This is a genomic window from Salipiger aestuarii, assembly GCF_003259905.1.
GTDB lineage: Bacteria > Pseudomonadota > Alphaproteobacteria > Rhodobacterales > Rhodobacteraceae > Salipiger > Salipiger aestuarii.
Genome location: NZ_QLMG01000009.1, coordinates 26,858 through 51,852, shown reverse-complemented (window position 1 = coordinate 51,852; position 24,995 = coordinate 26,858). Strand labels below are relative to the sequence as shown.

At 61.0% G+C, this 24,995-nt stretch carries 29 protein-coding genes and 1 pseudogene; 9 read left to right on the top strand and 21 right to left on the bottom strand.

All coding sequences use genetic code 11. The features are described from left to right. Window positions 1-65: 65 nt before the first annotated feature. The 7 genes and pseudogenes from ATI53_RS07030 to ATI53_RS07000 form a co-directional block, all read right to left on the bottom strand. Window positions 66-710 carry a DUF8835 domain-containing pootine gene (locus ATI53_RS07030; protein WP_111550046.1) on the bottom strand — a complete coding sequence of 215 codons (645 nt, stop codon included), beginning with the start codon at window positions 708-710 and terminating at the stop codon, window positions 66-68. Then, window positions 703-1,122 (bottom strand): hypothetical protein, encoded by a 420-nt coding sequence (locus ATI53_RS07025; protein ID WP_111550045.1) that lies wholly within the window; start codon window positions 1,120-1,122, stop codon window positions 703-705. Before ATI53_RS07025 ends, ATI53_RS07030 begins: the two co-directional genes overlap by 8 nt. Window positions 1,123-1,197: 75 nt before the next feature. Continuing rightward, window positions 1,198-1,395, bottom strand: a complete 198-nt coding sequence (locus tag ATI53_RS07020; RefSeq protein ID WP_111550044.1) for a hypothetical protein — start codon at window positions 1,393-1,395, stop codon at window positions 1,198-1,200. A gap of 1 nt (window position 1,396) precedes the next feature. Then, on the bottom strand, window positions 1,397-1,774 hold the full coding sequence (locus ATI53_RS07015; protein ID WP_111550043.1) for a DUF6915 family protein: 378 nt from the start codon (window positions 1,772-1,774) through the stop codon (window positions 1,397-1,399). 10 nt (window positions 1,775-1,784) lie between these two features. Next, the gene (locus tag ATI53_RS07010) at window positions 1,785-2,276 is read right to left on the bottom strand and encodes a DUF6878 family protein (protein ID WP_111550042.1); all 492 of its coding nucleotides are present in this window, start codon (window positions 2,274-2,276) and stop codon (window positions 1,785-1,787) included. Window positions 2,277-2,379: 103 nt separating this feature from the next. Further along, window positions 2,380-2,898: a DNA repair protein RadC gene (locus tag ATI53_RS07005; RefSeq protein ID WP_111550041.1), complete on the bottom strand. Its 519-nt coding sequence runs from the start codon at window positions 2,896-2,898 to the stop codon at window positions 2,380-2,382. Between the two features lie 106 nt (window positions 2,899-3,004). Next, window positions 3,005-3,337 (bottom strand): annotated as a pseudogene (locus tag ATI53_RS07000) (JAB domain-containing protein); the annotation flags it as partial. Between the two features lie 166 nt (window positions 3,338-3,503). On the opposite strand from ATI53_RS07000, the gene ATI53_RS06995 reads away from it, so the two are divergent. Genes ATI53_RS06995 through ATI53_RS06985 form a run of 3 tightly spaced genes read left to right on the top strand, consistent with a single transcriptional unit; the run spans window position 3,504 to window position 6,621 of the window. Beyond that, complete coding sequence (locus tag ATI53_RS06995) at window positions 3,504-4,718, top strand: tyrosine-type recombinase/integrase (RefSeq protein WP_111550040.1); 1,215 nt, start codon at window positions 3,504-3,506, stop codon at window positions 4,716-4,718. Beyond that, window positions 4,715-5,635 (top strand): tyrosine-type recombinase/integrase, encoded by a 921-nt coding sequence (locus ATI53_RS06990; RefSeq protein WP_111550039.1) that lies wholly within the window; start codon window positions 4,715-4,717, stop codon window positions 5,633-5,635. Before ATI53_RS06995 ends, ATI53_RS06990 begins: the two co-directional genes overlap by 4 nt. Continuing rightward, window positions 5,632-6,621: a tyrosine-type recombinase/integrase gene (locus ATI53_RS06985; protein ID WP_111550038.1), complete on the top strand. Its 990-nt coding sequence runs from the start codon at window positions 5,632-5,634 to the stop codon at window positions 6,619-6,621. Before ATI53_RS06990 ends, ATI53_RS06985 begins: the two co-directional genes overlap by 4 nt. A 43-nt stretch (window positions 6,622-6,664) precedes the next feature. On the opposite strand, the gene ATI53_RS06980 is transcribed toward ATI53_RS06985, so the two are convergent. The 5 genes from ATI53_RS06980 to ATI53_RS06960 form a co-directional block, all read right to left on the bottom strand. Continuing rightward, window positions 6,665-6,817, bottom strand: a complete 153-nt coding sequence (locus tag ATI53_RS06980; RefSeq protein ID WP_240778552.1) for a hypothetical protein — start codon at window positions 6,815-6,817, stop codon at window positions 6,665-6,667. Between the two features lie 127 nt (window positions 6,818-6,944). After that, on the bottom strand, window positions 6,945-8,144 hold the full coding sequence (locus tag ATI53_RS06975; protein ID WP_111550037.1) for a DUF932 domain-containing protein: 1,200 nt from the start codon (window positions 8,142-8,144) through the stop codon (window positions 6,945-6,947). 173 nt (window positions 8,145-8,317) lie between these two features. Further along, entirely contained in the window at window positions 8,318-9,457 is a 1,140-nt protein-coding gene (gene tcmP, locus ATI53_RS06970) for a three-Cys-motif partner protein TcmP (protein WP_111550036.1), read from the bottom strand. A 12-nt stretch (window positions 9,458-9,469) separates the two neighbouring features. Then, a complete protein-coding gene (locus tag ATI53_RS06965; RefSeq protein ID WP_111550035.1) occupies window positions 9,470-10,225 on the bottom strand; it encodes a DUF5131 family protein in 756 nt (251 codons plus the stop codon). Between the two features lie 240 nt (window positions 10,226-10,465). Beyond that, window positions 10,466-10,870, bottom strand: a complete 405-nt coding sequence (locus ATI53_RS06960) for a single-stranded DNA-binding protein (RefSeq protein WP_111550034.1) — start codon at window positions 10,868-10,870, stop codon at window positions 10,466-10,468. A 433-nt stretch (window positions 10,871-11,303) separates the two neighbouring features. Between ATI53_RS06960 and ATI53_RS06955 the strand changes: the two genes are divergently transcribed. Beyond that, window positions 11,304-11,624, top strand: coding sequence for an H-NS histone family protein (locus ATI53_RS06955; protein ID WP_111550033.1), 321 nt, complete (start codon window positions 11,304-11,306; stop codon window positions 11,622-11,624). Between the two features lie 233 nt (window positions 11,625-11,857). Continuing rightward, window positions 11,858-12,868: a hypothetical protein gene (locus ATI53_RS06950; RefSeq protein WP_111550032.1), complete on the top strand. Its 1,011-nt coding sequence runs from the start codon at window positions 11,858-11,860 to the stop codon at window positions 12,866-12,868. Between the two features lie 159 nt (window positions 12,869-13,027). Here ATI53_RS06950 and ATI53_RS23220 read toward each other — a convergent pair whose 3' ends face one another. The 7 genes from ATI53_RS23220 to ATI53_RS06920 all read right to left on the bottom strand — a co-directional run bounded on the left by ATI53_RS23220 (window position 13,028) and on the right by ATI53_RS06920 (window position 21,018). Further along, window positions 13,028-13,192, bottom strand: coding sequence for a hypothetical protein (locus ATI53_RS23220; protein ID WP_007803240.1), 165 nt, complete (start codon window positions 13,190-13,192; stop codon window positions 13,028-13,030). 386 nt (window positions 13,193-13,578) lie between these two features. Beyond that, the gene (locus tag ATI53_RS06945) at window positions 13,579-14,052 is read right to left on the bottom strand and encodes a UCP036055 family protein (protein WP_111550031.1); all 474 of its coding nucleotides are present in this window, start codon (window positions 14,050-14,052) and stop codon (window positions 13,579-13,581) included. A 100-nt stretch (window positions 14,053-14,152) separates the two neighbouring features. Then, a complete protein-coding gene (locus ATI53_RS06940; protein ID WP_111550030.1) occupies window positions 14,153-16,330 on the bottom strand; it encodes a ParB/RepB/Spo0J family partition protein in 2,178 nt (725 codons plus the stop codon). Window positions 16,331-16,444: 114 nt separating this feature from the next. Next, window positions 16,445-17,578 carry a helix-turn-helix domain-containing protein gene (locus tag ATI53_RS06935; RefSeq protein WP_111550029.1) on the bottom strand — a complete coding sequence of 378 codons (1,134 nt, stop codon included), beginning with the start codon at window positions 17,576-17,578 and terminating at the stop codon, window positions 16,445-16,447. Between the two features lie 203 nt (window positions 17,579-17,781). Next, window positions 17,782-18,705, bottom strand: coding sequence for a ParB/RepB/Spo0J family partition protein (locus ATI53_RS06930; protein ID WP_111550028.1), 924 nt, complete (start codon window positions 18,703-18,705; stop codon window positions 17,782-17,784). Continuing rightward, the gene (gene repA, locus ATI53_RS06925) at window positions 18,695-19,840 is read right to left on the bottom strand and encodes a plasmid partitioning protein RepA (RefSeq protein ID WP_157729110.1); all 1,146 of its coding nucleotides are present in this window, start codon (window positions 19,838-19,840) and stop codon (window positions 18,695-18,697) included. Before repA ends, ATI53_RS06930 begins: the two co-directional genes overlap by 11 nt. A 293-nt stretch (window positions 19,841-20,133) precedes the next feature. Further along, window positions 20,134-21,018 (bottom strand): recombinase family protein, encoded by an 885-nt coding sequence (locus ATI53_RS06920; RefSeq protein ID WP_111550027.1) that lies wholly within the window; start codon window positions 21,016-21,018, stop codon window positions 20,134-20,136. Window positions 21,019-21,143: 125 nt separating this feature from the next. Between ATI53_RS06920 and ATI53_RS06915 the strand changes: the two genes are divergently transcribed. Both ATI53_RS06915 and ATI53_RS06910 read left to right on the top strand, forming a co-directional pair. Next, complete coding sequence (locus ATI53_RS06915; protein ID WP_111550026.1) at window positions 21,144-21,389, top strand: type II toxin-antitoxin system ParD family antitoxin; 246 nt, start codon at window positions 21,144-21,146, stop codon at window positions 21,387-21,389. Further along, on the top strand, window positions 21,295-21,684 hold the full coding sequence (locus ATI53_RS06910; protein ID WP_311135981.1) for a type II toxin-antitoxin system RelE/ParE family toxin: 390 nt from the start codon (window positions 21,295-21,297) through the stop codon (window positions 21,682-21,684). The genes ATI53_RS06915 and ATI53_RS06910 overlap by 95 nt, the downstream gene beginning before the upstream one ends. 2 nt (window positions 21,685-21,686) lie before the next feature. Here ATI53_RS06910 and ATI53_RS06905 read toward each other — a convergent pair whose 3' ends face one another. Beyond that, window positions 21,687-22,802: a tyrosine-type recombinase/integrase gene (locus tag ATI53_RS06905; RefSeq protein ID WP_111550024.1), complete on the bottom strand. Its 1,116-nt coding sequence runs from the start codon at window positions 22,800-22,802 to the stop codon at window positions 21,687-21,689. 156 nt (window positions 22,803-22,958) lie between these two features. On the opposite strand from ATI53_RS06905, the gene ATI53_RS06900 reads away from it, so the two are divergent. After that, window positions 22,959-23,843, top strand: coding sequence for a DUF1403 family protein (locus ATI53_RS06900; protein ID WP_111550023.1), 885 nt, complete (start codon window positions 22,959-22,961; stop codon window positions 23,841-23,843). Between the two features lie 3 nt (window positions 23,844-23,846). Next, on the top strand, window positions 23,847-24,443 hold the full coding sequence (gene scpB / locus ATI53_RS06895) for an SMC-Scp complex subunit ScpB (RefSeq protein WP_111550022.1): 597 nt from the start codon (window positions 23,847-23,849) through the stop codon (window positions 24,441-24,443). On the opposite strand, the gene ATI53_RS06890 is transcribed toward scpB, so the two are convergent. After that, the gene (locus ATI53_RS06890; protein ID WP_111550021.1) at window positions 24,440-24,817 is read right to left on the bottom strand and encodes a hypothetical protein; all 378 of its coding nucleotides are present in this window, start codon (window positions 24,815-24,817) and stop codon (window positions 24,440-24,442) included. The genes scpB and ATI53_RS06890 overlap by 4 nt on opposite strands. Between the last annotated feature and the right edge of the window lie 178 nt (window positions 24,818-24,995).

Here is a 24,995-nt window from a genome sequence, read left to right as displayed (position 1 = left end):
CATTTGTGCAGAATATACATACATTCTGGATATTCTGCAAGAGATGGGTTGAGCCCTCCCATGTGTCATCCGAACCGCCGCCCCCCTGCGGTGAAGGTGTATTCATTGGCAATGATGCCGTCCTCAACGGACTCGTCCGAGGTAAGGTGGTCGTATTCAGCCTGAAGCTGGCGGTAGAGCCAGCGGGCAAGGTCGCGCAGCGCCTCGGTCACGATCTCCTCCGCGTCCTCGGTGGGCGGCTGCCAGGTCGGGCTATCACGGGTGACGTCCACGGACATGGCGTATTCGTGGTAGTAGCGGCCCCGATGGCTGACCTCGGCGGCAAGCTGGTAGAAGTTCCGCCGCTGGATGGCCTGCAGCCGGTCGGCAATGCCATGCAGCGTCGCATCCTGGGGCGCATAGTCCCGGATGCGCGCGGCCGCGCCCTTGGTGTGGCTGAGGTATGCTTCAAAACAGGCCCCATCCCCTTGGCTCCAGAACCCTGAAAACCAGATGCAGGGCTTGGTGCGTGTCCCGCCGCCCATCAGGCGGACGGGGGTTGTTTTGAGCCGGACGCCGAGAATATCGCAGATGCGCTCGAAATCCTCATAGACCGCGTCCCACCAGTCGTCGTGGGGCCCGAGCTCACGATACCAGCTGCGCGCCTTTTCCTTGGCGACGTCGGAGAGTTCAGGGAACTGGTAGACTGTTGTGCAGATGACCTCAGGCATCGACGTCCTCCCCGTTCAGCGCCGCGACCAACCATTCTTGCGTACTGGACCAGCCGATGGATTTACGAGCGCCGAGATCGATGGCATGCGCGCCGCCACCAATGGCGTCGAGCCGTGGCCGGGAGCAGGTCAGAGCATACTGGAACCCCCAAAGGCCGGTGAGGTCGAGGTCTGCGGCGAGGCGCAAGACGAAGCGGATGACGGCTTCGACATCGCCGTGGTCGTCGTCATGGATCCAGAGGGTGCTGCCCTCGGGAGCATCCTGGCGCACGAGATCGAAGCCAGCGACCTCCGGGTCGTCAGCGTCCTGATCAGCTTCGCGCAGTTCTTGGAACAGCGCGAGCGCGCGGGCGGCCTTGTCGGGCGTGCCGACGTCGAGCAGGCACGAGAATTGGGTGAAGTAATCCGCCATGGGGACCTCCTGAATGGGAAAAACCCGGCCGGGCGGCCGGGCGTTGTGTTGGAATGAAGGGGTGGTTGGGGGCGATCAGCCGGCGGGCTCGTCGCCCCCCGCCTGTCGCGCGGCATGCGCGCAAAGCATCTGCCGGTAGAAGCGCTTGCGCGCGCCCCGGAAGCCGCGAACGGCGCGCGTGTCGGGGTGAAGCGCCCGGACCGCCGCGCGAACCACTGCCAGTGGCGAAGCGGTCGGCGGCAAGGCAAGACGTAGATAAGTGGGATCGGTCATGTCACGTGACCTCAACCACGGGCGAGGCGAGATGCGGATCGACCAGTGCCTCGATCCGCGCGGTCCGACCCATCCAGGGCTCGGGCCGGACGGCCTTCACCCAGTCAGCAAAGCTCGGGATGAAGCCGAGGTCTTCCTTCACATGTTGCTCGCCGACCCAGCGGGTCGGGATAATGCGCCCGGTCGAGAGGGTGAGGGTCGGACCGAAGATCGTCTCGGCCATGAATATGCCCTCGGCATGGTGGCGCAGCGCCCGGTGACGGAAGTCGGCGGTGATCTCCTTGCTCAGGTCGAACCAAGCATGCACCGCGATGAAATCGTCGACCGTGCCGCCCCATTTCTTCACTGAAGACAGGGCATGGTGATAGGGATGTGCCATTGCTGCCCCCTCAGAAATCGTGCGTGTAGAGTTCGGACGAGGTGAAGCGCTCGTTGAACTCGAGATGGATGCAGCGTGCGGACGCGTCGAAGCAAAACTCACCCCACGCGCCGTCGTTGTTTTCCCAACCGCCATGTGTGTCAGACAGGAAGTCGTAGGTGAGCTGCTCGACAACATCCTCCAGTGACAGGCTGCGCATCTCGACCTCGGGATCATCCCACGTCAGCGCGGCATAGGGGATTTCGGTCGCGGGGAAATCGACAGCCGTCTCGCCCGCCCAGGCGCCGATGCTTTCGATCTGGCCGCTGTCACCGGAACCGTCGAAGGTCACGGTGACATGGGTGATGCCGGCGGCCATGAGGCCATCGAAGAGACGATCTTTGTTGCCCGGGCGCATGGCGAGGGTCCGGGCGGCGCGTTCGGCATGCGCGGCAAGGATCGCCCCGAAATCGACGGTGGATGGTCGCAGCGGGGCGGCCAGAGTGGGTTCAGTCTGGGTCATGGATAACTCCTTTCGGTGAGGACAGGTCAGACCCCCCGGGTGGCGCACTCTTCTGCCCCCCGAAGGCTCAAACCCTTCCCATCCCTCCTCTGTCTCTCGGGCGTCACGCCGCGTTCTGCAGCGCGCGGGCGGCAAAAGCGCGCCAGAGCGGGTCGACAAGGCGGGCATCCAGCAGATCGGCACGGTGACGCAGCCGCTGCGCCAACTCAGGCTCGCGCCAATCAATGGCACGGCCAGCCTGGGCGCGCAGCTGAACCGCCTCGGTCACGACGGCCCGCGCCTCAAGAGCATTGGCGACAGGCTGGCACCAAGCCACAGCGCCATGACTGGCGGCCCCGGCAAGAACCAGGCGCTGGTCGCAATCAAGGATTGCCAGAAGCTGCGGCGCTGCATCGGAGCCGTTGTCCTCGGCAAGCTCAAACGCCCCCTGCATGGCATCAGCCAAGGTCGCAAAACGCTCAACGACCACGGGGGCAGCGGTGCCCGACATCAGGGCTGCAGGCGTCCTGTGCATCCGCGTCAGCGCGAAAGGCAAGCTGGGATCAGGAGCGACAGTCGGGCCATTTGGAACGGGGCCCATCGGACGCGGGCCCGACTGGTTCGGCAGGGGAAGGTCAAACATGGCAATGTCTCCAACGGAGCGGAAAGCCACTCTCCCCGCCTCATCCGTCAAAGACCAAACCGCCGCCCTCTTACTCGAAGGGGCGACGGCAGGTCTGCTGGCACCATCAGAGCTTGCCGAGGGCCCGCAGGCTCAGCTCCGTTCCGGCACCCACGATGATGTGGTCATGCAGCGTCAGGCCGAGATACTTGCAGCCCTTCTGGATCTCCTTGGTCATGCTGAGATCAGCCTCGGACGGCGTGGGATCACCCGACGGGTGGTTGTGGATCAGGATCAGGGCGCTGGCGTTCAGCAGCAGCGCCCGCTTGATCACCTCGCGCGGACAGACCGGGACATGATCGACCGTGCCGGTCGACAAAAGCTCATCGGCGATGATGCGGTTCTTGCGGTCGAGATAGAGGACATGGAATCGCTCGATGGGGCCTCGGACGGTGAGCGCATTATGCAGACTTCGGCATAATGCGCTTTATGCCGAGGCCAAGATTATGCCGATATAGGCACTCTAAGTGCTTATATTCCCTCGAAGCCTTTGCATCGTAGTTGGCATAATCCTCGGGACTGAAACTGGTAGCGTCTTCTCGTTCACGACGAAACGAGGAGATATCATGGTGATTGAACCGAAAAAGAAACGGAGTGCGAACCCGGTCACGGCCCTTTCCAATGGCCTCGAAGAGGATTTGCAGAGGCAGGGCTACGGGGTCGGCACGATCTGGAAGCAACGCAGGCTATTCAATGACCTCCTCATTTGGTTGGAGGGCAAACAGCTCGCGATGTCCGATTTGACGGTGGCCAAAGTAGACCTGTTCATGGCCGACCGCCGTGCTGGCGGTGTCCGCAAGCTGAAGACGCGCAAAGCACTGGGTGCCATTTTGGTCTATCTGCGTGGGTTGGGGCTGGTACCACCCGCCGAAAGCCCCGTTGAAGACGGCCCCGCTGGTGAAATCCTGGAGCGGTACACGCGGTTCCTGGCAGTAGAACGCGGGCTGACAGCTGCGGCGATCCTTCGATATGTCGATTGCCTGCGTCCGTTCCTTGATCGTCAGACGAGAGATGGCAATCTCGATCTTGCCAGCCTGACCTCTTCTGATGTCACCTCCTTCGTGGTGGCTTGGTGTCCCTCCGTGAATTCCTGTGTCGCGAAGCTGACCGTCACGGCGCTGCGATCTTTCTTCGGGTTTCTCCATCTCGAGGGTGTTTTGAGGCGCTCGCTTGTCCCGGCAGTACCGACGGTCACATATCGACACCAGGCCGGACTGCCCAAGGGGCTCGAACCCGATGAGGTGCGGCGCATTCTCACATCTTGCGATATCACCTCGGACAATGGCGTCCGCGACTTGGCGATCCTGACCCTTCTTGTTCGGCTCGGCCTGCGGAGGTGCGAGGTCTCCAGACTAGGGCTTGACGATATTGACTGGCGTGCGGGCACGATCTGCGTGCATGGCAAAGGAAACTGTCTTGAACGACTACCCCTTCCCGTGGACGTAGGCCACTATCTGGCTCAGTATCTACGTCACGCACGACCAGCGAAGGCGCGGGGCCGGACCGCATTCGTCCGACACTTCGCACCTTATAACGCGCTCAGCGCGTCTCGGGTCAGTACCATCGTGGCGGATGCCGCGCTACGGGCAGGCGTCGGGCGGGTGCACGCGCATCGCCTGCGCCATACCGCGGCGACGCAACTGCTGCGTGCTGGCGCATCTTTGCCGGAAGTCGGGCAAGTCTTGCGTCATCGCCGTGCGCAAACCACGGCGATATATGCCAAGGTCGACCACGATACCCTGCGCGTGATAGCACGCCCCTGGCCGGAGGATGCGCAATGAGCCATCTGCGCAAAGTTCTGGCCGACTATCTGAGCATGCGGCGCGCCTTGGACTACAAGATGGACCAGGTCGAGCGACGTCTCCGCCAGTTTATTGCCTTCGCAGAGGATCATGGCGAGACCCATGTCCGGACCGTGACGGCGCTGGCCTGGGCAACGCTTCCTCCTGGCGCTGATCCGATCTGGACCCACGCGCGACTGGCCGATGTGCGCATCTTCGCCCGGCACCTGCATACGCTCGACGATGTGAGCGAAGTGCCGCCAGACGATCTTCTTCCGGCGCGGAGACGGCGCACAACGCCCTATCTCTACACACCGCAGGAGGTGGCCGACTTGATGCGCGCCACGGATATCCTGCCCAAGACACACGTGCAGGCAACCTACCGGGTGCTGGTCGGCTTGCTGGCTGTGACCGGCATGCGGATTGGCGAGGCGATCGGCCTCGACCGCGACGACCTCGACATGGGCGGCGGCATTGTGACGATCCGGAAGGGCAAATTTGGCAAGGCGCGGGCATTGCCGCTGCACCCGACGACAGTCGCTGTCTTGCAAAACTACCTGCTTCGAGCTGATCGTCCGAGTCCTTCCGGCGCGCCGGTTCTTCTGAGTAGTTCAACGGGCAAGCGGCTGCGCTATAGTAACGTGCATCCGACTTTCCAGAAACTGCTGCATCATTGCGGGATTGTTCCACGTTCGGCAACCTGCCGACCCCGGATTCACGATCTAAGGCATAGCTTCGCCGTCAGCACCATCGCCGAGGGGTACCGGTCAGGTAATCCCGGCTCCGGCCTCGCAACTCTGGCCACCTACCTCGGTCATGTCGATCCTAAGCACACCTACTGGTACTTGTCGGCAGCGCCCGAATTGCTTGGCCTGGCTGGTGACATGCTTGAGCGCCACCTTGCAGGTGAAGCATGACTGGGCTCGCAACGACACTGCAAGCGTTCTTCACTGACCGCCTCGTCCGCCAGCGTCAGGTCAGCGCCAACACGATCCAAGCCTATCGCGACACTCTGCGCTTGCTTCTGGTCTTCGCTTCGGAACGACAAGGCAAGTCACCGGTAAGGCTCGACATCGACGATCTTGATGCGCCGCTGATCGGTGCCTTCCTCGATCATCTGGAGCGCGAACGGAAGAATGGGGTACGCACCCGAAACGCCCGGCTGGCCGCAATCCGTTCCCTGTTCCGTTATGCAGCCCTGCGCCATCCCGAACATGCCGCCACCATCGAACGCGTTCTCGCAATACCGCCGAAGCGCTTTGAGCGACGGCTGGTGACCTGGTTGACCGAGGCCGACATCGATGCATTGCTGGCCGCTCCGGACCGGGCGACATGGACCGGGCGGCGCGACACGGCGCTGTTCAGTCTCGCAGCCCAGACAGGACTGCGGGCGTCTGAACTGATCGGGCTGACCCGTGCAGATGTCCAACTCGGAGCAGGTGCGCATGTCAGTTGCACCGGAAAAGGGCGCAAGCAGCGTATCACGCCGCTCACATCTGGCACCATCGCGATCCTGAGGGCGTGGCTTGCCGAGCGGTCAGGTCATCCTAGGGACCCGCTGTTCCCGACGCAGACCGGACGCGCCCTTAGCCGCGATGCGCTTGAGCGCAGGCTGGCCAAATACGTTGCGGAAGCACAGGTCAAATGTCCAACAATGGCAAAAAAGCGCGTCTCCATGCATGTGCTGCGCCATTCTGCCGCCATGCGCCTCTTGCGCGCCGGGATCGACACCTCGGTGATCGCACTCTGGCTCGGCCACGAACAGATCGAAACGACCCAGATCTACCTGCACGCGGATCTGCAGATCAAGGAAAGAGCCCTCGAAAGGACAGCCCCGATCACCATGAAGCCCGGCCGCTTCCGGCCAACTGACAATCTCCTCGCCTTCCTCGAGGCTCTCTGATTATGCCAACTCCTTCCCAGCGATCTCCGCCAGAAACAACGATCTAAAAAACGAACATCGGCATAATCTTAGCCTCGGCATAAAGCGCGCAATAGTCCATCAGCGCCTGCCAACTGCCGATGACCGGGTTCTGGCTGAGGTAGCGGCCGAGGATGTCACGGGCCTCGAGGACGATAGTTTCTTCTTGGGGAGTCATGGGTGTCTCGCTGAAATCCGCACACCGACGCCCCCTGCCCTTTCGGGGCAAAGCCAACGGCGTGCATGTTGAGAAAAAGGCTACAGCGACCGCCTCGGTGTCGGGCGATCGCTGCTTGAGCGCTCTATCAGCCGACCCGGTCGAGCAGCTTTTTGGCGCGCCCTTCCATGTCGAGGCGCGCATCCTGCTGTGTCTTGTCGCGCGCAAGCCGCGTGATGCCCTGCACGAAGTCGAAGATACTCTCGGGCGGGCGGCCTTCTTCCATCAGCACTTTCTCGATGATCTTGCCGGACTCCGCCTTCGAGAAGCCCCGCTTGCGCAGGAAATCCGCGCGATCCTCGTCGGTCCGTGCCACGATCTGCTGCCGCGCGGCCTTGATGCCGTTCACGAAGCCCTGCGGCGAGGAATTGGCGAAGCGCGTCAGCGCCGGGGCCGCTTCATGGGCAAAGCGCGAGGCGGCGTATTTCGAATGCCGGATGCGAATCTCCCGGAAATCCTCGACGCCCCACAGATTCCTGTTCTGGCACACGGCCCGCAGGTAGAAGCTCGCCATGCCAAGGGTCTTGGCTCCCACCTCCGAGTTCCAGCAGTAGAAGCCCCGAAAGTAGAGATCGGGGGAGCCGTCCGGCAGCTTGCCCGCCTCGATCGGGTTGCGATCATCGACCAGGAACAGGAAGACATCGCGATCCGAGGCATAGAGCGTGGTCGTGTCGCGGCTGATTTCGACATCGGTGTTGTAGACTCCTGTCGACCAGTCCAGCACGCCCGGCACCTTCCAGCGCGTGTCGCCGGTGCCATTGCCCGCAATGCGCTGCACCGCCTCGACCAGTTCGAAATCGTGGATGCGGCCATAGTCGGGACCCGTCACGGCGCGCAGTTCGGTGCGGCCGTCTTCGGTCTCGAAGGTTTTGACCTGTTCGGCGCGGTGGTTGGTCAGACCATATTGCAGGTTGATGCCCGCCAGCGGCGCAGGCAGCTGCCGCAGGTAGGAGGCCGGCGCGCCGACGATGCTGGCAAGCTGGCCGAAGGCCCAATGCGTGGGCGCGACCGGTTCTTGCGCCTTCGGCAACATCAGGTGCAACCGCTCGGGATTGTCGCGAGCGGCCTCGACCCGGATATCCGCCGTCTGCACCACGCGGCTACGGCTGCGCTCCGACCGGCCTTTCACATTGGCCCAGAGATCATCGAGCGACAGATACCGCTCGTCATCCGGCCGGTTGAACCATTCGGACGACACCCGCCCGTTCCGCTCACCCCGGCTCACATCCACTTTCCAGCCACCCGCCCGCGCCGGTGCGACCGGATCCAGAACTTCCACAACACCCATCGGTATTCCTCCGTGACAGGCGCCGGAAGCCACTCTCCCAGCCTTTAACCTGTCGCGAAAGCAACCAGCCTTTCTCTCACTCTAAATCGGTTTGGGAAGAGGGTGGGCGTCTGATGAACATGCGAAGGCCAGCTTGCGCTTGGCGCGAGCCGCTATTCGTGGCTTTAGGTCTCTCAGACCAAGAAGATCGCGGTATCCGGCTGGGGAACTCGCTTTCTCGGCGGAAGTTCGAAATTGATGACGCCCCGCTCCCGCATATCCAAAAGGACACTGTTCAGATGCTTGCGGCGAATTGGAACTTCCTCCATCGCCTGATTGAACATCGGGCCAGGAAATGCCCGCATTCGGCCTTTCAGGAAACTCACGATTATCTCCTCAGCCCGTTTTCTATTCGCTTTGCACCCGACGCCTTTCTGTTCCTGCTGGATCGCTGCGATGTCGGCAGAAGAGAACAAGCTGACTTGCGGGCTGTCACCTTCGCGGAGGTTGTGACGCATCACTAGTTCCTGCTTCTCGACCTTCTCTTGAACGTCGCGGAATACTTCCAACCCGGACGGGCTCTGCGTACCGAGTATTAGACGCATCTTCACTCGCTCGCGCCTCGGCACCATGATCGAGAAATCGGGTAGATATGATGCCACTTTGTTCGAGCGCATCGCGGCCTTCATCAGGTACAGCATCTTCTGCTCGTTGCTCCAGCCGGCGGGTAGGTGCGCGAACTCATCAGCCCATGCCGCGTCCGCTAGGAACCGCCCGAAGGACGCCTCAACCTCGTGATATTCAGCATGTCGGTTGATGTGGTCCGACATGAAATTCAGCATGAACTCGCCATTCTGTTCACGCAGGAAGCGGAACACCTCTTCGTTACGAATGTTCCATCCGGTCGGGTCAATGAAGGTGAACGTGAAACCGTCAGTCAGTTTGGCGGCGATCGCATTGAGGTTGTCTTCGAATGCACCTTCGAAAACGTGTATCTCGAACCGCCCTTTCGAAGCAGCGTACTCCCGAAGGCGCGCAACCGCTTCTGGACGCTGTTCGCAGAAACAGAAGCGAATTTTCAGTCCACCGACGCCGCGCTTTTCTAGATCAGCGCGAACAGCTTCCAAAGTGTTGATTGCCTGATCGAACGACGCATCTGAATACTTAGCGTCATCAGATATGCGCCAAGGTCCGGCAAAGGCATCTACGAAATTGAACGTAGGAGAATGGCCTTGCAGCGTCTTGTATGCCGCTGCTTGGAGGTATTTCGTCAGGAACTGGTGCTTAATGAATGATTGTTCGCGGTCGCGGTAAAAGTCTAAATCTGCTTCCATACGTGTCTCTCGCTATTGCAATTCGGCCATGATCGCCTTCGGCACGATTTGCCACGGGAACCCGTTCCATTCTTCGCCTTCGAGCAGACGACCGCCGGATTTCGGCCGCGCACCGCCCCACTGTTTGAAGAAGAAAGCAACTTCGTATCGCTCACAGGCAACGCGCAATTCGGTCGCCCACGCCGCTTCCATCGGACGAGCGCCGGGCCCACTTTCGCCGCCGACAATCGCCCAAGCAACACTTGTCAGATCGACCTCGCCAATCGGGCCTAGCAGCGGTTCGAATGAGATGAAGCGCGCATCCGAGTTGATCTGCCGAAGGTGTTCAATCCGCCCTTTGTGTGCGGCATCCTCGACGGACACGCCAAGCCAGATATGCGACGGCACTCGCCCACCGTTGTAGCGGCGGCGCACGTAGTTGCGCATCAGTGATGAGCGCTTGGTCAGGACTTGATAGACATGCCAGTCGGCGGCCTCCATCGCATCGAACACGTGGTCGATGAACTCACGCGGAATATCCTTGTGGAACAGGTCGCTCATCGAGTTGACGAAGATCATTCGCGGCTTCTTCCACTGTGCGAGCTGCCCAAGGCGTGACGGCCATAGGCGCAAGTCGAAACCTTGTTCGTATGGATGTCCTTGAATACCGCGCCAGCGTTCAGCGAACCTTTCTGCGTAGCAATGTTCGCAGCCGGGACCGACCTTCGTGCATCCCGTCACAGGATTCCATGTCGCATCCGTCCATTCGATTTCAGATTTCTGTGCCATCCTGCTCCACCTCTTTTTGTGGATAACTCTAATGGCATATACACAGATGAGGAACTCCTAAGTTTGTTGAACATCGATCTACGGAAACCCGCGATGCAAACTTTCAATCTTGGAAATGTTGTAAGTTGCGTCAGCGGCAGGTCGCTAGAGGTCAATTTGTAGAGGCGCCAGACCGGTTTGAGCCAAGATTGGCCAATCCCGGCGGGTTTCCCCGCCGGGCCTAAGGGGAAGACCCCGTTCTCAGAACGGGATCTCGTCGTCGCGGTCGACCAGCTCGGGGTTTTCGTTCTCGGCCGACTTCGGGCGGCTCAGGAAGTCGACCTTCTCGGCGATGATCTCGCAGCCGTAGCGGTCGTTGCCCATGCTGTCGATCCACTTGGTGTAGTGGATGCGGCCGTGGACGAGGACTTTCATGCCCTTTTCGCAATGCTCCGCGACCGTCTTGCCGAGACCGTTGAAGCAGGTGATGCGGTGCCATTCGGTGTCCATGACACGGTAGCCGTTCTCGTCGCGCAGGACGCGACCTTCCGAGAGGCGGGGGCGAGAGGTGGCGAGGCTGAAGTTGGTGATGTTGGTACCGCCCTGGGTGGTGCGGGTTTCGGGTTTTTGACCGATGTTGCCGGCGAGGATGACGATGTTCTGCATGATTAGCTCCTGTGTTTCCTGTCTTCGGGACCGTCCCTTCGACAAGACCCGGAAAAAGCCCGTCGGGTGACGCGTGCACGGTGGACAGCACGGACACCGGAAACCCCCAAAGGACCGGGGTGGAGCGGGCAGGACGCCATAGGCGGCCAACACGGCCCGGGCTGACGCGGGGTTGCGCGCAGGAGGACGAACGGGATTAGGGGATTGTCAGTCGAAGGGATGGACCAGAAGCCAGAAGTACGCGGGGAGCCCATGCCAGACCCTGTCACCCTGCCAATCGGGACTGCCTGAACCCAAGCCCAGCACCCGTAACTGGCGCCAAAGACTGCAGATCAACCAACCATCGTCACCTGCCCCCCTTGCCTACGGGAGTTGCGGGACCATGCCGCGGCGGTCTATCGATACCGGAACATTCAGGACACCGACCGCATCAATGGCTGATTACGATCTCGAGGCACTGTCGCTCGGCGAGCTGAAGAAAATGCAGAGGGACGTCGTCAAGGCGATTTCCACATTTGAAGATCGGCAGAAGGCGGAAGCCCGCGCCAAGGTGGAAGCCCTCGCCCGGGATCTCGGCTACTCCCTGGCCGAACTTGTCGGCACCGAGACAAAATCCTCTCGAGCGCCTGCAGCGGCGAAATACCGACACCCTGAGAACCCGGCGCTCACCTGGTCGGGCCGGGGGCGCAAACCGCAGTGGTTCGTGGAGGCGTTGGAGGCGGGTAGCACCGCAAGTGACCTAGCTATCAGTTGAGGGTGTGGGCGATGCGCTCAGCCCTTTGCCGACAGCCGTGCGGCGCGCAGTTGATGACCGGTTTCTGCGCCTGGAAGCCATCGTGTTCGTCAGAGCGAGCCTCCCGAAACTGTCAATTTGTTAACTAGCTGGAGGATGCTGCTCGAGGAAAATTAGCAAGCGATGCCGCGGCGTTTAACAGGATGGCCAGCCCAGGCAAATATCATTTCATCGAGCGGAGAAGGTAGGGTTGTATGTTGAACGAAAATGCATATCGAGACAGCGTCCGGGAGAGGGACCTGGACAACTTTCTGGTCGAAGAGCTTTCGTCCTCTGATGACTTTCGCGACTGGCTTCTGAGCCGCATCACGACAGATTTCCTTCCGCCGCGATCCAGCGATATCCGCTTGCGCAAGAGCCCTGTCCGCGCCAGCCTCGACGGCCGGCAAACCGATGTCGAGCTGGGCTGGTTCTCCGGCGGCGAACAGCTGGCCTGTTTGCTGCTGGAGAGCAAGATCGCCGACGACTTCCAGACGGGACAGGCCGAGTCCTATCTCAGCGAAGTTCAGGCGCAGCTTTGCAAGTTGGGGCCCAAGAGGGCAGCCGCCGTGCTAGTGGCCCCGGCCGGCAAGATGGCAAGCTTACAACACAACGGCGCGTTCGCGGCAGATGTGACGATCGAGGAGATCATCGCCTTCTTGGAGAGTCGGCTCGACGATCTCGAAGAAGGGGAGCTGTCACGGCGGCTGTCGGTGCGGATCGAGCTCCTAGAGGCCCTGGCCGGGAAACGGGCGTCGAGTGGCTGGGTCGCGAGCACCGTGGCCGAAAAAAAGGACTTCGCAATCGCCTACGAGCAGCTGGCCTCGGCAATCCTGCCCGATGCTAGGGTACGGCCTTCGACGAATGGGCCTCAGGCGATCACCCGCATTTTCGAGGGAATGAACATCCCGGCGCTTCCCGGTATGAGGCTGAGGCACGAATTCGGAAACCAGGTCGCTTGGAAGTACACAAATGTCCAATTCCCACATCGGGCAAGCCAGGTCGAAGTGGTGCGGTCAAGCGCGCTGCTGAGGGGGACGCCCTACCAAGTGGAAGCCGCGGGGCAAAGCCTCTCCATTCGCGCCAGGACGCCCGGCGTAAATCCGATGCGCCCATTCGAGGAGGAGCGAGACAAGGTCGAGGCGGGCCTCATCGCGACCCGGGACCTTCTGGCATGGATCCGGGCCAATGCGGCCGAGATCGCCCGCCTTATTGAGAACCACTGAGCCGTCTCCACCGCCGCCTGATTTACCCGTTTCGCGCATACGCCCGAGATAGGAGGATGCCCGCGTTCCTCAGATCGGCATCACCGATCACTTGGTCGTCGATAGGCCCGTAGGCGCACCTGCGCCGTGCCCGGGCCCTCGGGAAGTGAGGCCAAAGCCTCACCCGAAGGGATCGTACTCCGAGACGATCACGACCTCGTCGCCGTCGATTTCATCGGCGGGGACGGCGCCGAAGGTTCCATCCCCTGCCTGGAAGACGACGATCGAGACCATGAGCGTGGCGGCGAGGGAGGCGGCGAAGGCGTGAGCATCTTTGCGGGACATCTGTTTGGCTCCTGTCTTGGAGGCGGGGGACCATCCCCCGCGCGACAGGACCCCGCAGGCCCGAAGACTGGCTGACATCACCGGGTGCGTTCGGCTTGCCCGAATCCATCCGGCGGCACGGGCTTGCCCGTAGTCCGACCCCTCGCGGGTTGATCTCGAAGACGGGATTCGGGCCAAGGAAGGGAATGGCGAGCGGGGGATGGTCCCCCAACATCAGGAGCCGGTTGTCCCGCTGATGTTTGGAACGCCGCCAGCCTCCCGGCCACGCTCTTGGTTGAAGACTTCTTCTTTGGGGATGGATCCTTTGGTGCCCCGCGAACTCAAAGGACAGGGTTGTGATGGATGAGAGGCCCGAACTTTGGCGGGCCCCTCGGTTTCAGTTGGGCTCAAGCGGCCAGGTCCGCGCCCCTTGCCCTTTCGCCCTGTTCATCGCCGACGATTTCAAGCCGCGCGTTGCGGTATCCTTCCTTGGCGATCCAAAGCTCGGCCGCGGTGATGGATTCCGCCAGATGCAGCAGCTCGGTGTTGCCGCTGAAGTCGAGAAGCACGCGCACCTGCCCGGGCTTCGGATCCTCGGCCACCTCGAAGACGAGGGTGCTGTCAGCCGAATGGCTGCGCATGATGGTGACGAGGATCACCCCGTCCGAGGAGAAATTGCCCTCATGCAGCGTGAACGACGCGGGAGCCGTCCATGTCGGGTAAGGTCGGGGTGGCTCCTTTTTCACAAGACGGCCAACGCCGTTCGAGCGCTCCCAGGCCGCCAGCTTCTTGGTGAAGCGTGCCGGCGGCTTGGGACTACCGTCGGTGTAGCGAATGAGCGCCCCAAGGGGCGCGGTGTCGATGATGGTTGTTGCAGACATGATTCCTCATTCCGAATGCGAGCATTCGCACTCATCTTATTGATATTGTTACTCTATTGGGTGATTGGGGGCGGAATCCCCGCCCCCCCGCTGGATCACGTTATTCCGCGGCCAGCATCGACGCACCTTGAGCAGGCAGGTCATCCGTCAGGAATGCGGGAAGGTCAGCTTCACTGACGCTGTCAGCCACTTCGACATCCACCCCCTGCCCTTCGGCACTGTCCTCATCGTCCAGCGCCACGAGATCGTTCCGGCGCAGCACCTCGGGCAACCAGCCGCTGCCCTTCAGCAATCGCTCGGCCTCACTGGCCATCTCGCCTTTCTTCAGGTGATCGAGAAGCTGGGCAGTCCCCTCCCCTTTCGCCTCGCGCACGGCCTCGAGGATACGGGCCTTGGGCACGCGGTTGAGATAGGTGTCGACGGTCGGCTCCCAGCCCGCCTCGACCATGTCGAGATCTGTGGCACGCGCCACGAGATCGGAATGCGCCATCCGCCGGGTCAGACCGCCAGCGGAGATGCCTGCACCGTATGGGTTCACCTTCTCATGCAGCGCGTTGACGCCGAAGCTGAGGCAATGCGCCAGCAAGGCCAACCGACTGCCCTGATCGAGGACCGTCAGATAGTCCCAGAGCGCTGCATCATCGCCAAGCGGCAGATCGGCTTCCCATTCCGCATGACGCTCGTCGACCAGCTTCGCCACCACGCTGTCCTTCAGATCGGGCGCCTGCGCCGACATGTAGACCTGACGCACTGAGGCTTCGAGACAGCTGCCCGAAGCTGAGGAGGTGCGGAAGGTGTCCGTCACCAGCTTCAGCAGCAGCAGCGTCAACGCCACATCCGGCGAGCGCCCGATCGCTTCACGCAGAGCCAGCGTCCGGTGGGCCGTCAACTCCATGACCAACCGCTCGGGCAGCGGCTTCAACGCCCCGTCGTCCTCATCCTCCGGCAAGTCAGCTCCGATCGGCTGGCCACCCGACATGATGACGGTTCCGCCATGAGCGGCACTGCCATGGCCATCGGCGAGACCACGATCATCCCCCTGCCCCGCTACCGCAGGATCAGTACCATCCTGGACCGCGGTCTCCTCAACAGGCTCATCCTCTGACCGCACATAGCCGCGATAGACGGCCAGCGCGCCGTAGCGGTCGAGCGTGACGAACGCCCCTGCCCGCCCGATCTCCTCCGCGTCGAAGATCAACGGCCGGGTCTCGATCTTTTCCATCTCCGTTTCCAATACGCCAAGCCGCGTGTCGATCTCGTCGGGGATGTCATCCTGATCCGCGTATTCCTCCTCGAGCGCTCGGTACTCGGCGAGCAGCTTGGCATGAGCTGCACCTTCGTCATCCGTCATCGGTGCCGGATCACCAGACAGAGACCGCAGGCCGTGGCTGTAGCCGTAGGGCAGGTCAAGCGCGACCTCGATCCACTTCCAGCCCTCAACCGCAACCGTCTCAGCCTCGGCCTGGAGTTTTTCCGTCACCAGCCGATCGAGCAGGGCAGGGTCCTCGAGCCAGCCACCGTCATCGCCCTGAAAGAGGTCATGCAGCATCGTGCCGCCCGCCGCTTCGTAGGCCTCAACACCCACAAAGATCGCGCGCCGGTCGGACGCCCGGACCGAGGTCTCGGTCAGCATGCGCCGGATTTGGAATGGCTCCTTGTTCCAGGATGAATGGATCACATCCCAGACCTGAACCTGACGCGCGTGATCGGGGTTCACGGTGAAGGCCATGAGCTGCTCCAGCGTCATGCCATCCTCGGCATAGACCTCAAGCAGGGCAGGGGCGACGGAGGCGAGTTTCAAGCGCTGCTTCACGATCTGCGGCGTCACGAAGAAGGCGGCAGCAATCTCTGCGTCGCTCTGACCCTTGTCCCGCAGCGCCACAAACGCACGGAACTGGTCGAGCGGGTGCAGGGCGACGCGCTGCATGTTTTCTGCAAGGGAATCGTCCTCGGCCAGGATGTCGGACGCAGCATCCCGCACGATGCAAGGAATGGGCGTGGTCTTCGCCAAACGCTTTTGCTTCACCAGCAGGGACAACGCTTGGAACCGGCGGCCACCGGCCGGGATCTCGAACTTGCCGGTCTCGGTGCCATCCTCAGCCAACACGGGCCGCACGCTCAGGCTCTGCAAGAGGCCGCGGCGGCCAATGTCTTCGGCGAGTTCCTCGACAGACACGCCAGCCTTGATGCGCCGCACGTTGGACTGGCTCAGCACCAGCTTGTCGAAAGGGATATCCCGGGACGGGGACAGGGTGATTTTCTGGACAGCTTTCGTCATCAGATGTTCTCCACGACGGGCGTCGGAAGCCACTCTCCCGATCTCACTTCCCGTCACCCTCAAACCAACAATCCTTTCCCTCTCGATGATCGTTCTTGACCGCGGTCAAGAAGTTCACGTGGGAGCAAGTTGTGTGCGTAGGATCCTTTCGAAATAGGCGTCAGGGTGTTTGATCGTGTCTGCTCTTGCTATCAGGTAGTCGAAGACGAGAAGCAGTTTTCCCGCGCCAGCTTTCTGGATGCCATACCGAAGTTCGTCTTGTCTTATTCTAAGCAATCGACCGAGCTCGTATAGAATGCGGGTAAGGGCTTCTCCTGTCCGCGGCGGTTCTGGGAAAAATCCTGCAACATGGGTGAAATCCTCCCATGCCATGCGTGCTGGGTCTCGGTTCATCGTCGGGTTGGTTTTTGCGGTTTGTTCACTGCGATTGACCGTAGAGGGCGCAATCTTTTTAATATCTTTTTTTATAGACTCTATGTGCCGGACATTTTGTCCGTTTGTGGCGGGCAGATCGTTGGATTCTGGTGCATAACGTCGGTGTTCGATAGCTTGTAAATTATCTTCGGAACCAGCTTTTTCTGCGGCATGGTGTTCACCGTAGCTTGCGTCGGTATCGGCTCCGAGGGCTCTAAGTTCCGAGATAACGCTCAGGACTGCATCAACGGTTAATGTTGCTCGACGCAGGACATTTCTGATCATGTTGAGGGTAGAGAGCTTTGCGTCATCGAAGCGTGTCTGTTGGAGTAGCGAAGTTCGTAGGGCCAACGCCTCAGCCTTCAGTGAGCGCAAGCGCTCGCGTTCCTCGGTGAGTTGCAAGGCTTGCGTCGCGAGCGAGCCGTACCTCTGGATTAAGGGCTTCAGGTCGATGCCAAAGGCATCTCTGATAACGCCTCCATACCGCAGCGGAAAGCGTTTGCCATTTGCTGAGTTCTTGCGTTCGATTAGTTCAGCAGCTGAGAGGCGTCCTAGGCTGCGTCGAAGTGTTCTCTCATCGAGTCCATTTGCGCGCTCTGACAGAGAAGCGTTCGACGGGAACACGACAGTGAGCGTAAGTCGCTGGCTGTCCTGAATCTCACGTTCTTTGCGGGGTAGGAAGCTAATGAGCGCGGTCAGAACGGCGAGGTCATTGGTTGTGAGACCGAGCTCCTTCCTCAGTACGCGAACTGGACCCAGAAGCTCGTAGGGGTTAGGGCAGGGCAGAGATATCCGTTCCGCCAGGGCGGTCGTTGTTTCAGTTGCATGTCTCATGGTGTTTCGGAAGAAAAAGCTTCCCCGTTCACCGCGAGCGGTGTTGAAATCGATTCGTTTTGGGGGTATCAATCAGGTGTCGAGACTGATTGAGGCCCTTCGGAAGCATCGCTTTCGGGGGGTCTTTCTTTTTCTAGCCGGTCCTCCTTTCGTTTTCTGCTCGTTGCTTTTGATGTCTTGACCGCGGTCAAGACACGGGGTCGTCACTCTGGCCCGTCTTGACCGCGGTCAAGAAGCTCCATGACCAGCTTCCGGACTGCCTCCTCAACACGAGGGACAAGATCAGCGTCCACATCGATGGTGATGCGGTTGCCCTTTCGGCCGATCTTCACGCGCTCACTCGGATGTGTCTTCTGCGTCGATGGTTTGGTGGCTGTCAGCAAGGCAACCGCCGCTTCGAGACGGTCGGGGCCCGGTATGTTGCGAGGGATTTCGCCGGCAATTTCTTGGGCTCTCGCGACGTCTTTCTCGCACAGCCTGAAAAGCTTTTCCCAAACCCGTCGGCCAACACCGTGTGCAGGTCCGATAGCCTGGATCAGTTCCATCGGAATGCCCGTAGCGATACGGTTCATCCGCGAGACGAGCGATTCATCGATCTGAAGTGCCCGATACGCGATCGTTTGAGCGTTCTTGCGCGTTTCGTCGGTTTTCCCAAGTTCTCGAATGATCCCGGCGACAAACAGAGCCCTTTCGATGAACGATGGGTCTTGACGCGCATTATTCTCCACGCCTTGGGCAATGAGAGCTTCCTCGTCGGTCATCTCCATGACCGTGGCGCGCACTTTCTGACCAAGTTGGCGACAAGCGAGAAGCCGACGGCGTCCATAGACGATCTCAAGCGCACCGTCCTGGGTTCGGCGAACCAGCACTGGAACCTTTTGACCGTGCTCGCGGATCGAAGAGACAAGCTCATCCAGACCATCGCTTGGATCGATGCGGTCCATGACCGCGGACATCCGTATGGCGGTCGGGTCGATCAGCCGCGTGGCGTGTTTATCTTCTTCGAGCACGGATGCTTGTGCGCGAGCTACAGTTGGGCTCGTTCGCTTCACATCCAGATCCTCGTCCGAAGGCGGCGTTTTGCCCATCGCGTTCTTGAGTGAGTCCCCGAAGACCTTACGCGCCATGGCTACGCCCCCATGCTTTCAGGATTTCGCGTTCGACTTCGTCGGTCACGCGCGAGACGGACTCGATCGCGCGCTCGTAAGTTCTGCGATTCACGTCGCGAGGTTCGACCTCGAAGATGCTCTGCTGGGTGTTCGCAGCATCACCCACGGCTGTTGATTTCAGGAACTCGGCAGACAGCACGGCATCCCCGAGGACTGTCCGAAGCAGAGACGAGATCTGCACCTGCGGACCATCCGTATTTTCGTAGCGGGTGATCAGAACGCGCACGAAGTTCAGTCCATGTTCCGGGGCGTGTGCCTCGACGACGCCCATCAGGTTGCTCGCCATGCCCAGAAAGCTCGCCAGCGACATGACATCGAGCATCGACGCGTTGAGCGGGATCAGGACCCCAGTTGATGCAAAGAGTGCAGAGATCACAGAGAAGTTCAGCTGCGGTGGGGTGTCAAATATCACCACATCATATCGGTTGAGGACGGGCTCAAGCGCTTCCCGGATGCGGCTATGGAACGTGGTAGCGCCGTGCCTGAAGCTCAAGGCGACCTCGAACTCGTACTCCATGATGTCCATGGATGCTGGAATCAGATCCACAGTCGGGAAGTTCGTTTTGCGAATGATATCTGCTGCGGGCAATGGATCGTCGGATCGGATAAGATCGTATGAAGTCGGCATATCCGGATCGAGCTCGGGAGTAACCCCGAACAGGTTTGTCAGACTTGCCTGGCTGTCTAGGTCGATCAGCAAGACCCGGTAGCCGCGCAGACCCAGTAGTTGTCCTACATGGGCAACAGATGACGTCTTTGCCGAACCACCCTTCAGGTTGAAGATCGTCAAGACCTGACAAGCCTCTCCCGGTCTTCTGTGCGGGTGTTCTTCTGGCTTGATCCTTCCAGTCTCGAGAAGTACGCGTTGTGCCTCGACCATCTCCTCTGCAGAGAAGCTACGGCGGTTGCCGCCCTCCAGGACACCTTCGGGAAAGCCTTCGAGGTTTGACACATGATGGCGAAAGGTATTCTGATTAATGCGAAGCAGTTCAGCCGCTTCCCGCATGGCGAAGCGTCGGAGGCCCTTCTGAGCGTCCGGTGGGAAGGTTTCCTGCGCATGTTCACGCAACCGACTACCAAGCCGCTTGGACATGACTTCAAATCTCTGGGAGGCCCGTATCCCGTTCATCACTGCCCTCAAGTCTTTATTGTTTTGCAAAGCTTAACAGATATTGTGGATAAATCCAGACCAAACCGTTGAGCGGCCTGGGGGCGTTGAAGGCACCGATTTCTGTCGACGGTAAACTGTTAAAAATCAGCGTCTTGGGCGACTGCGCTCTCGCTCTACTTCAACACCTCGTTGCCAACTACGTAGTGACCACAAGATGTATTGTGAGTGCGTACAGAAATCAGTCGGCAGAATCGGATGGGCGATTCTCGGGAATCTCAATCGAGCAGCCCCAGCCTCTCAGCCCGCTCCAGTAGCATCTTGACCGAAGAAGGCTGCCAGCTTGTCCGCCCGCGTGGTGTGCGTTCGCGCATCGCTTCCAGCCGGGTACAGATCGCCTGAAGCGTGATGTCGGGGTCCGCGCCCTTGATGCCGGCGACGATGGCGGGCAGACGGTCGCCGGTTTCGCGGCGCCCGGCGCGGGCCAGCACCTCGGCCGGCAGGAAGCCGTCGCGGACATAGGCATTCACAGCGCGCAAGAGACGGCTTTGGGTCCAGCGACGCGCCTCGGGCAATGGGCCGTTGATGATGCGCACCACGTCTTCCCAGGCCAAGTCGGGTCGCAACCGGCGCACATGGGGCACCCAATCTTGTGCCGTCTCGTTCAGACGCTCCATGTAGCCGTCTTGTCGCGCCAGCCGCACTTTGCGAAGAGCAGCAGGGTCTTTGGCCCGCAGTCCAGGGTTCCCGCCGACCCGGCCCTTGGTACGGGCGCTCGCCAGCCCCGCCTTGGTACGTTCCCGGATCAGCGCCCGCTCGAACTCGGCCGCGGCGCCCAGAACCTGCAGTGTGAACTTGCCTTGCGGGGATCCGGTGTCGATCGGGTCCTGAATGGAACGAAAGAACGCACCCTTGGCCTCCAGCCGCTCGATCACCTCCAGCAGATGCGACAGGGATCGCGCGAGGCGGTCAATCCGCACGACCACCAGCGTGTCGCCCTTGCCGATGCGCTCCAACACCCGCGCAAGCACCGGCCGCGCACGATTGCCGCCCGAGGCCTGTTCTTCATGGATTTCGGCGCAGCCTGCGGATTTCAGGGCCTGCGACTGGGGCAGGGGGGTCTGATCTTCGGTCGATACGCGGGCATAACCGATCAGGGGCATCAAAACAGTCTTTTTGCAGTTCTATCTATCACTACTAAACGACCATTTGGTTCCGAGTGTGTGGCTACTCTTGCAGTATGGCAAACTTTGCCATATTTTCTGTCGGAAACTGGAAGGAGACCATAATGGGCACTATGAATATTTCATTGCCGGACCCAATGAAAAGTTGGGTCGAAGATCAGGCAAAAACCGGACGGTATGCCAATTCCAGCGATTATGTGCGCGACCTTATCCGGCGCGACCGTACGCGACGTGAGGCGATCGCAGAGATACAAAATGCTATTGATTTTGGCCTCTCTAGCGGCACCGCAGCCCCACTCGATCGCAGCACGTTCAAGTCTCGGATGCACGGCAAGTATGTCGGAGAGTAGCAGTTGGGTCATTCTGCCTGCAGCGGAAACCGACTTATCCGATATCTGGCGTCATGGAGCTGGCAACTGTGGCATTGCGCAAGCGGATCGCTATACCGATGGTCTGTTCGCGCTCTTCGATCTGCTCGCTGACTTTCCAGAGATGGCTCGGGAGCGGGGCGAGTTCACATCCCCAGTACGCATCCACCCCAGCGGAGTGCATTTGGTAATCTACCGAGCGGACGGACAGGGGGGTGAGATCATCCGCATATTGCATGCCCATCAGAACCTTTCTGCCTATCTGCTTGAAGGCTGACATCACAGCCCTGCAGCTTTGGTCAGGTTCACGCGGAACCGGTCCCGGCGGCGCTGATAGCGGCGGGTCATCTCGGCGGAAGCGTGGCCGAGGTGTTTCTGGACGTAGCGTTCGTCGACTTCTGCGGAACTGGCGAGACCGGCGCGCAGCGAATGGCCGGAGAACAGCGCTAGGCGGTCTTTCTCAGGCAGGTCCGACCGGATGCCCGCGTCCAGGACCGTGCGCTTGATCAGGCGCGCTACATGCTTGTCGTTGAGCCTCGTTTCAGATGCCTTTTTACCATCGCGCGAGGTGCCGACGAAGACCGGACCGAAGTCGATCTTCGCGAAGTGCAGCCATTGCTCCAGCGCATGCACGGGGCAGGTCTGATCCTTGGAGCCGCGGCCAATCTCGACCTCGCGCCAGCCAGTCTTGGCATTGAGGGTGAGCAGGGTGCCCTTGTCGAAGATCTCGATCCAGCCGCCAGAATCCGGCGTGTCGTCCTTGTGAACGTCGAGGCTGACAATTTCCGAGCGTCGGAGGCCCCCAGCATAGCCTAGCAGCAGGATGGCCCGATCCCGTAGCCCGCGCAGATCGAAAGGAAGGGTGGCGACCATCGCGAGTATGTCCTCGGCCAGGATTGCTTCCTTTTGCACCGGCGGTCGGGCGTGTTTGCGTTTGATCCCGGCCAACACCGTGGCGATGTGGCGGTTCTTGCGATCGAGGGCAAAGCCGCGCTGCGCATAGTTCCAGGCGAGGCCCGACAGGCGGCGGTCAATCGTTGAGACCGACAGGGGTCGAGACGCCGACTGCGAAGGGGAGGGGCCCGACCCGGAGGCGAGATCGGCGAGATAGAGCCCGATCATCTCGGCCGAGGGGGGCAAGGGCTCCGCGCCCCTCATCCGGCACCAGCGCGCAAAGTGCGCCCAGTCTTTCGCGTAGGCCTTTAGCGTGTTGTCGGAGGCCGCGGCGCGCGCATAGTCGCGGGCCGTGTCAACCAGGCGATCGAGATTGCCGGAACCGGCGACATGAGCGGGCAGGGCGATGCTGTCGCTTTTCTCTTGATCGCTGTCGCCGTTCTGAGCGATACTAAACGCACCAGAGTTTGATGACGTCGACTTTTCGTCCTCTGAGGCCATTTTTCAGTGAATCCAGTAATGAAATTGAACTGCTTTCCAGCATATATTTTGATGTCCGATAATGCAAACTTATTGGACATAACGGAAAGCTACAAGGCGGGGCGGTTCGTGCGCTATTATCTGGCAGGAAGCGCCGCGTGAGTGTAGGCTACGGGCATGACATTTGCCCGACCGGACCACTCCATCGACCTCGACACGCTACCCCGGATGCCCGTCTGGGTCACCTCTGAACGCGCTGAAACCCTTGAGGATGTTGCGTTTTTGTCGGGCACCGCGCTGAACCACCTGCATGTTGTGTTGGGGCACTCGGAGGTGCCGCAAGCCTTGTTGCGTGACCGTCTGGCGTTGCGCGCAGCGGAGGCTTGTCTCGCGTTCTCTGGCCGACCAGAGAGGGCAGGGGAGCTGCGCGACGCGGTGCACCTTCTGCGCCCCGGCGATCTGCCAGGGCCGGCCGGTGAAACCTGCCTCGTCTGGCGGCGTGCGGTGGAGCGGCCGGTGTCGATCAAGGCTTTGGGACGAGCCTTGTCGGCCTTCGAGCCGGGCCAGATCGGGACGTGGCTCGATGCGGGGAAAGGGGCGCCCGTGGCCCGTGCCGCGACTGTGCTGGAAGCAGTGCTGACCGACACGCCGCGATCCGACGTGTCGGCGCTCGTCCTCGCTGACGCGGCTCTGGCGCAGGCGCTCAGCTGGGATCATCTTGTCCCGCTGCTGGCCCCAGGCCTGAAACGGGCCGACCTGCGCAAGCAAGGCGATAATCTTCGCGTCGCCTGTCATCGCGCAATCGTCTCATCGGCGGTCGAAGTGTCGCGTATCGCCGTCGACCTCACGCGTCAGGCGACGCACCTGAGAGCTGTCGCGCCGAAGCTTCGGGCCAAAGGCGCGGGCGACGCAGTCGAGATGTTCCTGACCCGCGATGCCGTGGCGCCTTCGGCCCTACCCCTGCCGGACCGTTCCGCGCGGCGTCTCTGCGACCGGCTGGTCGACCTCGGCACTGTGCGCGAGCTGACCGGGCGCGACACCTTCCGGCTCTACGGGGTCTGAGCGATGGCCAAGGATCGACGAGAAGCAGACATCGACCGCGAACTGGCAGAGCTGCCGCCAGACCTCCGCTGGCGCGAATGGATGCGGCGGATCGAGGCGGTGCTGTTTGCCTCTGCCTCCCCTGTACCGCGCAAAGATCTGGCGCGGATCGTGGGGCAGGGGGCCTCAGTCGACTTGCTGGTCGAGGACCTCGCCGCCGATCTGGAGGGGCGGGCGTTCGAGATCGCTCAAGTCACCGGCGGCTGGATGTTCCGGACGCGGGCGGCCTACGCGCCCGTGATCCGCGCTGCGGCAGATGTCGGCGACCAACTTCTGGACGTGAGTGAATTCGACGTCGCAGTGTTGGCTGCTATCGCCTACCATCAGCCGATCACCCGCGACGGACTGAAGGACATCTTCGGCAAGGAGATCAGCCGTGACCTGATCGGGCGGCTGCATGCACGCAATCTGATCGGGACCGGGCCAAGGTCGCCTCGGCGCGGCGCTCCCTATACCTTCGTGACCACGGAGCAGTTCCTGGTCGCCTTCGGTTTGGAGAACCTGCGCGATCTTCCCGATCGCGAGCAGCTGCTGGATGCGGGCATGAGTGCGGGTTCTTAGGAGGCATCGACAGGCTTCAGCAACGCGTGGGTCAATGTCGCGGCCCGGAGCACCCTGACCAACAGCTGCTCGAGTTCCAGTTGATTTTCGATTTGAACGGCGTGGTGGACAGAGCCAAGGATACGCGTCGCAAGAATGAGGTCCGCCGCTTTTTCATGTTCTCCACCGTTACCCCTGAGTGCGTCTATCTCTTCGAGCAGGTCTTCAAATGGCAGGCCGCGCTTCAGTAAGGTTTTCTGTTTCTTTAAGATCCGCCCGACCTCGGTCCCATCCCATAGGTCACGGAACATTTTCGAAAGCTGGGTGCCTTGTCCGCCCAGGGCACGAACCACTTGTTCAACCGCAACCGACATTCCCTGAAGGTCACTTTGCATGCCGGCGATCCGGGCGTGGGATCGGGCCAGTAGAGACGGATGCGCGGAGGCAAGAGTCCCAGTTCTTCGAGGCTTTCCAGCAGCGTGGGGTCGGCATATTCGCCGCGGAAGGCCTTCAATTGTGCTAGGTCGGACAGGAAGTCGCGTGCGCGCGGGTATCTCCCAACGGTGATCCGTA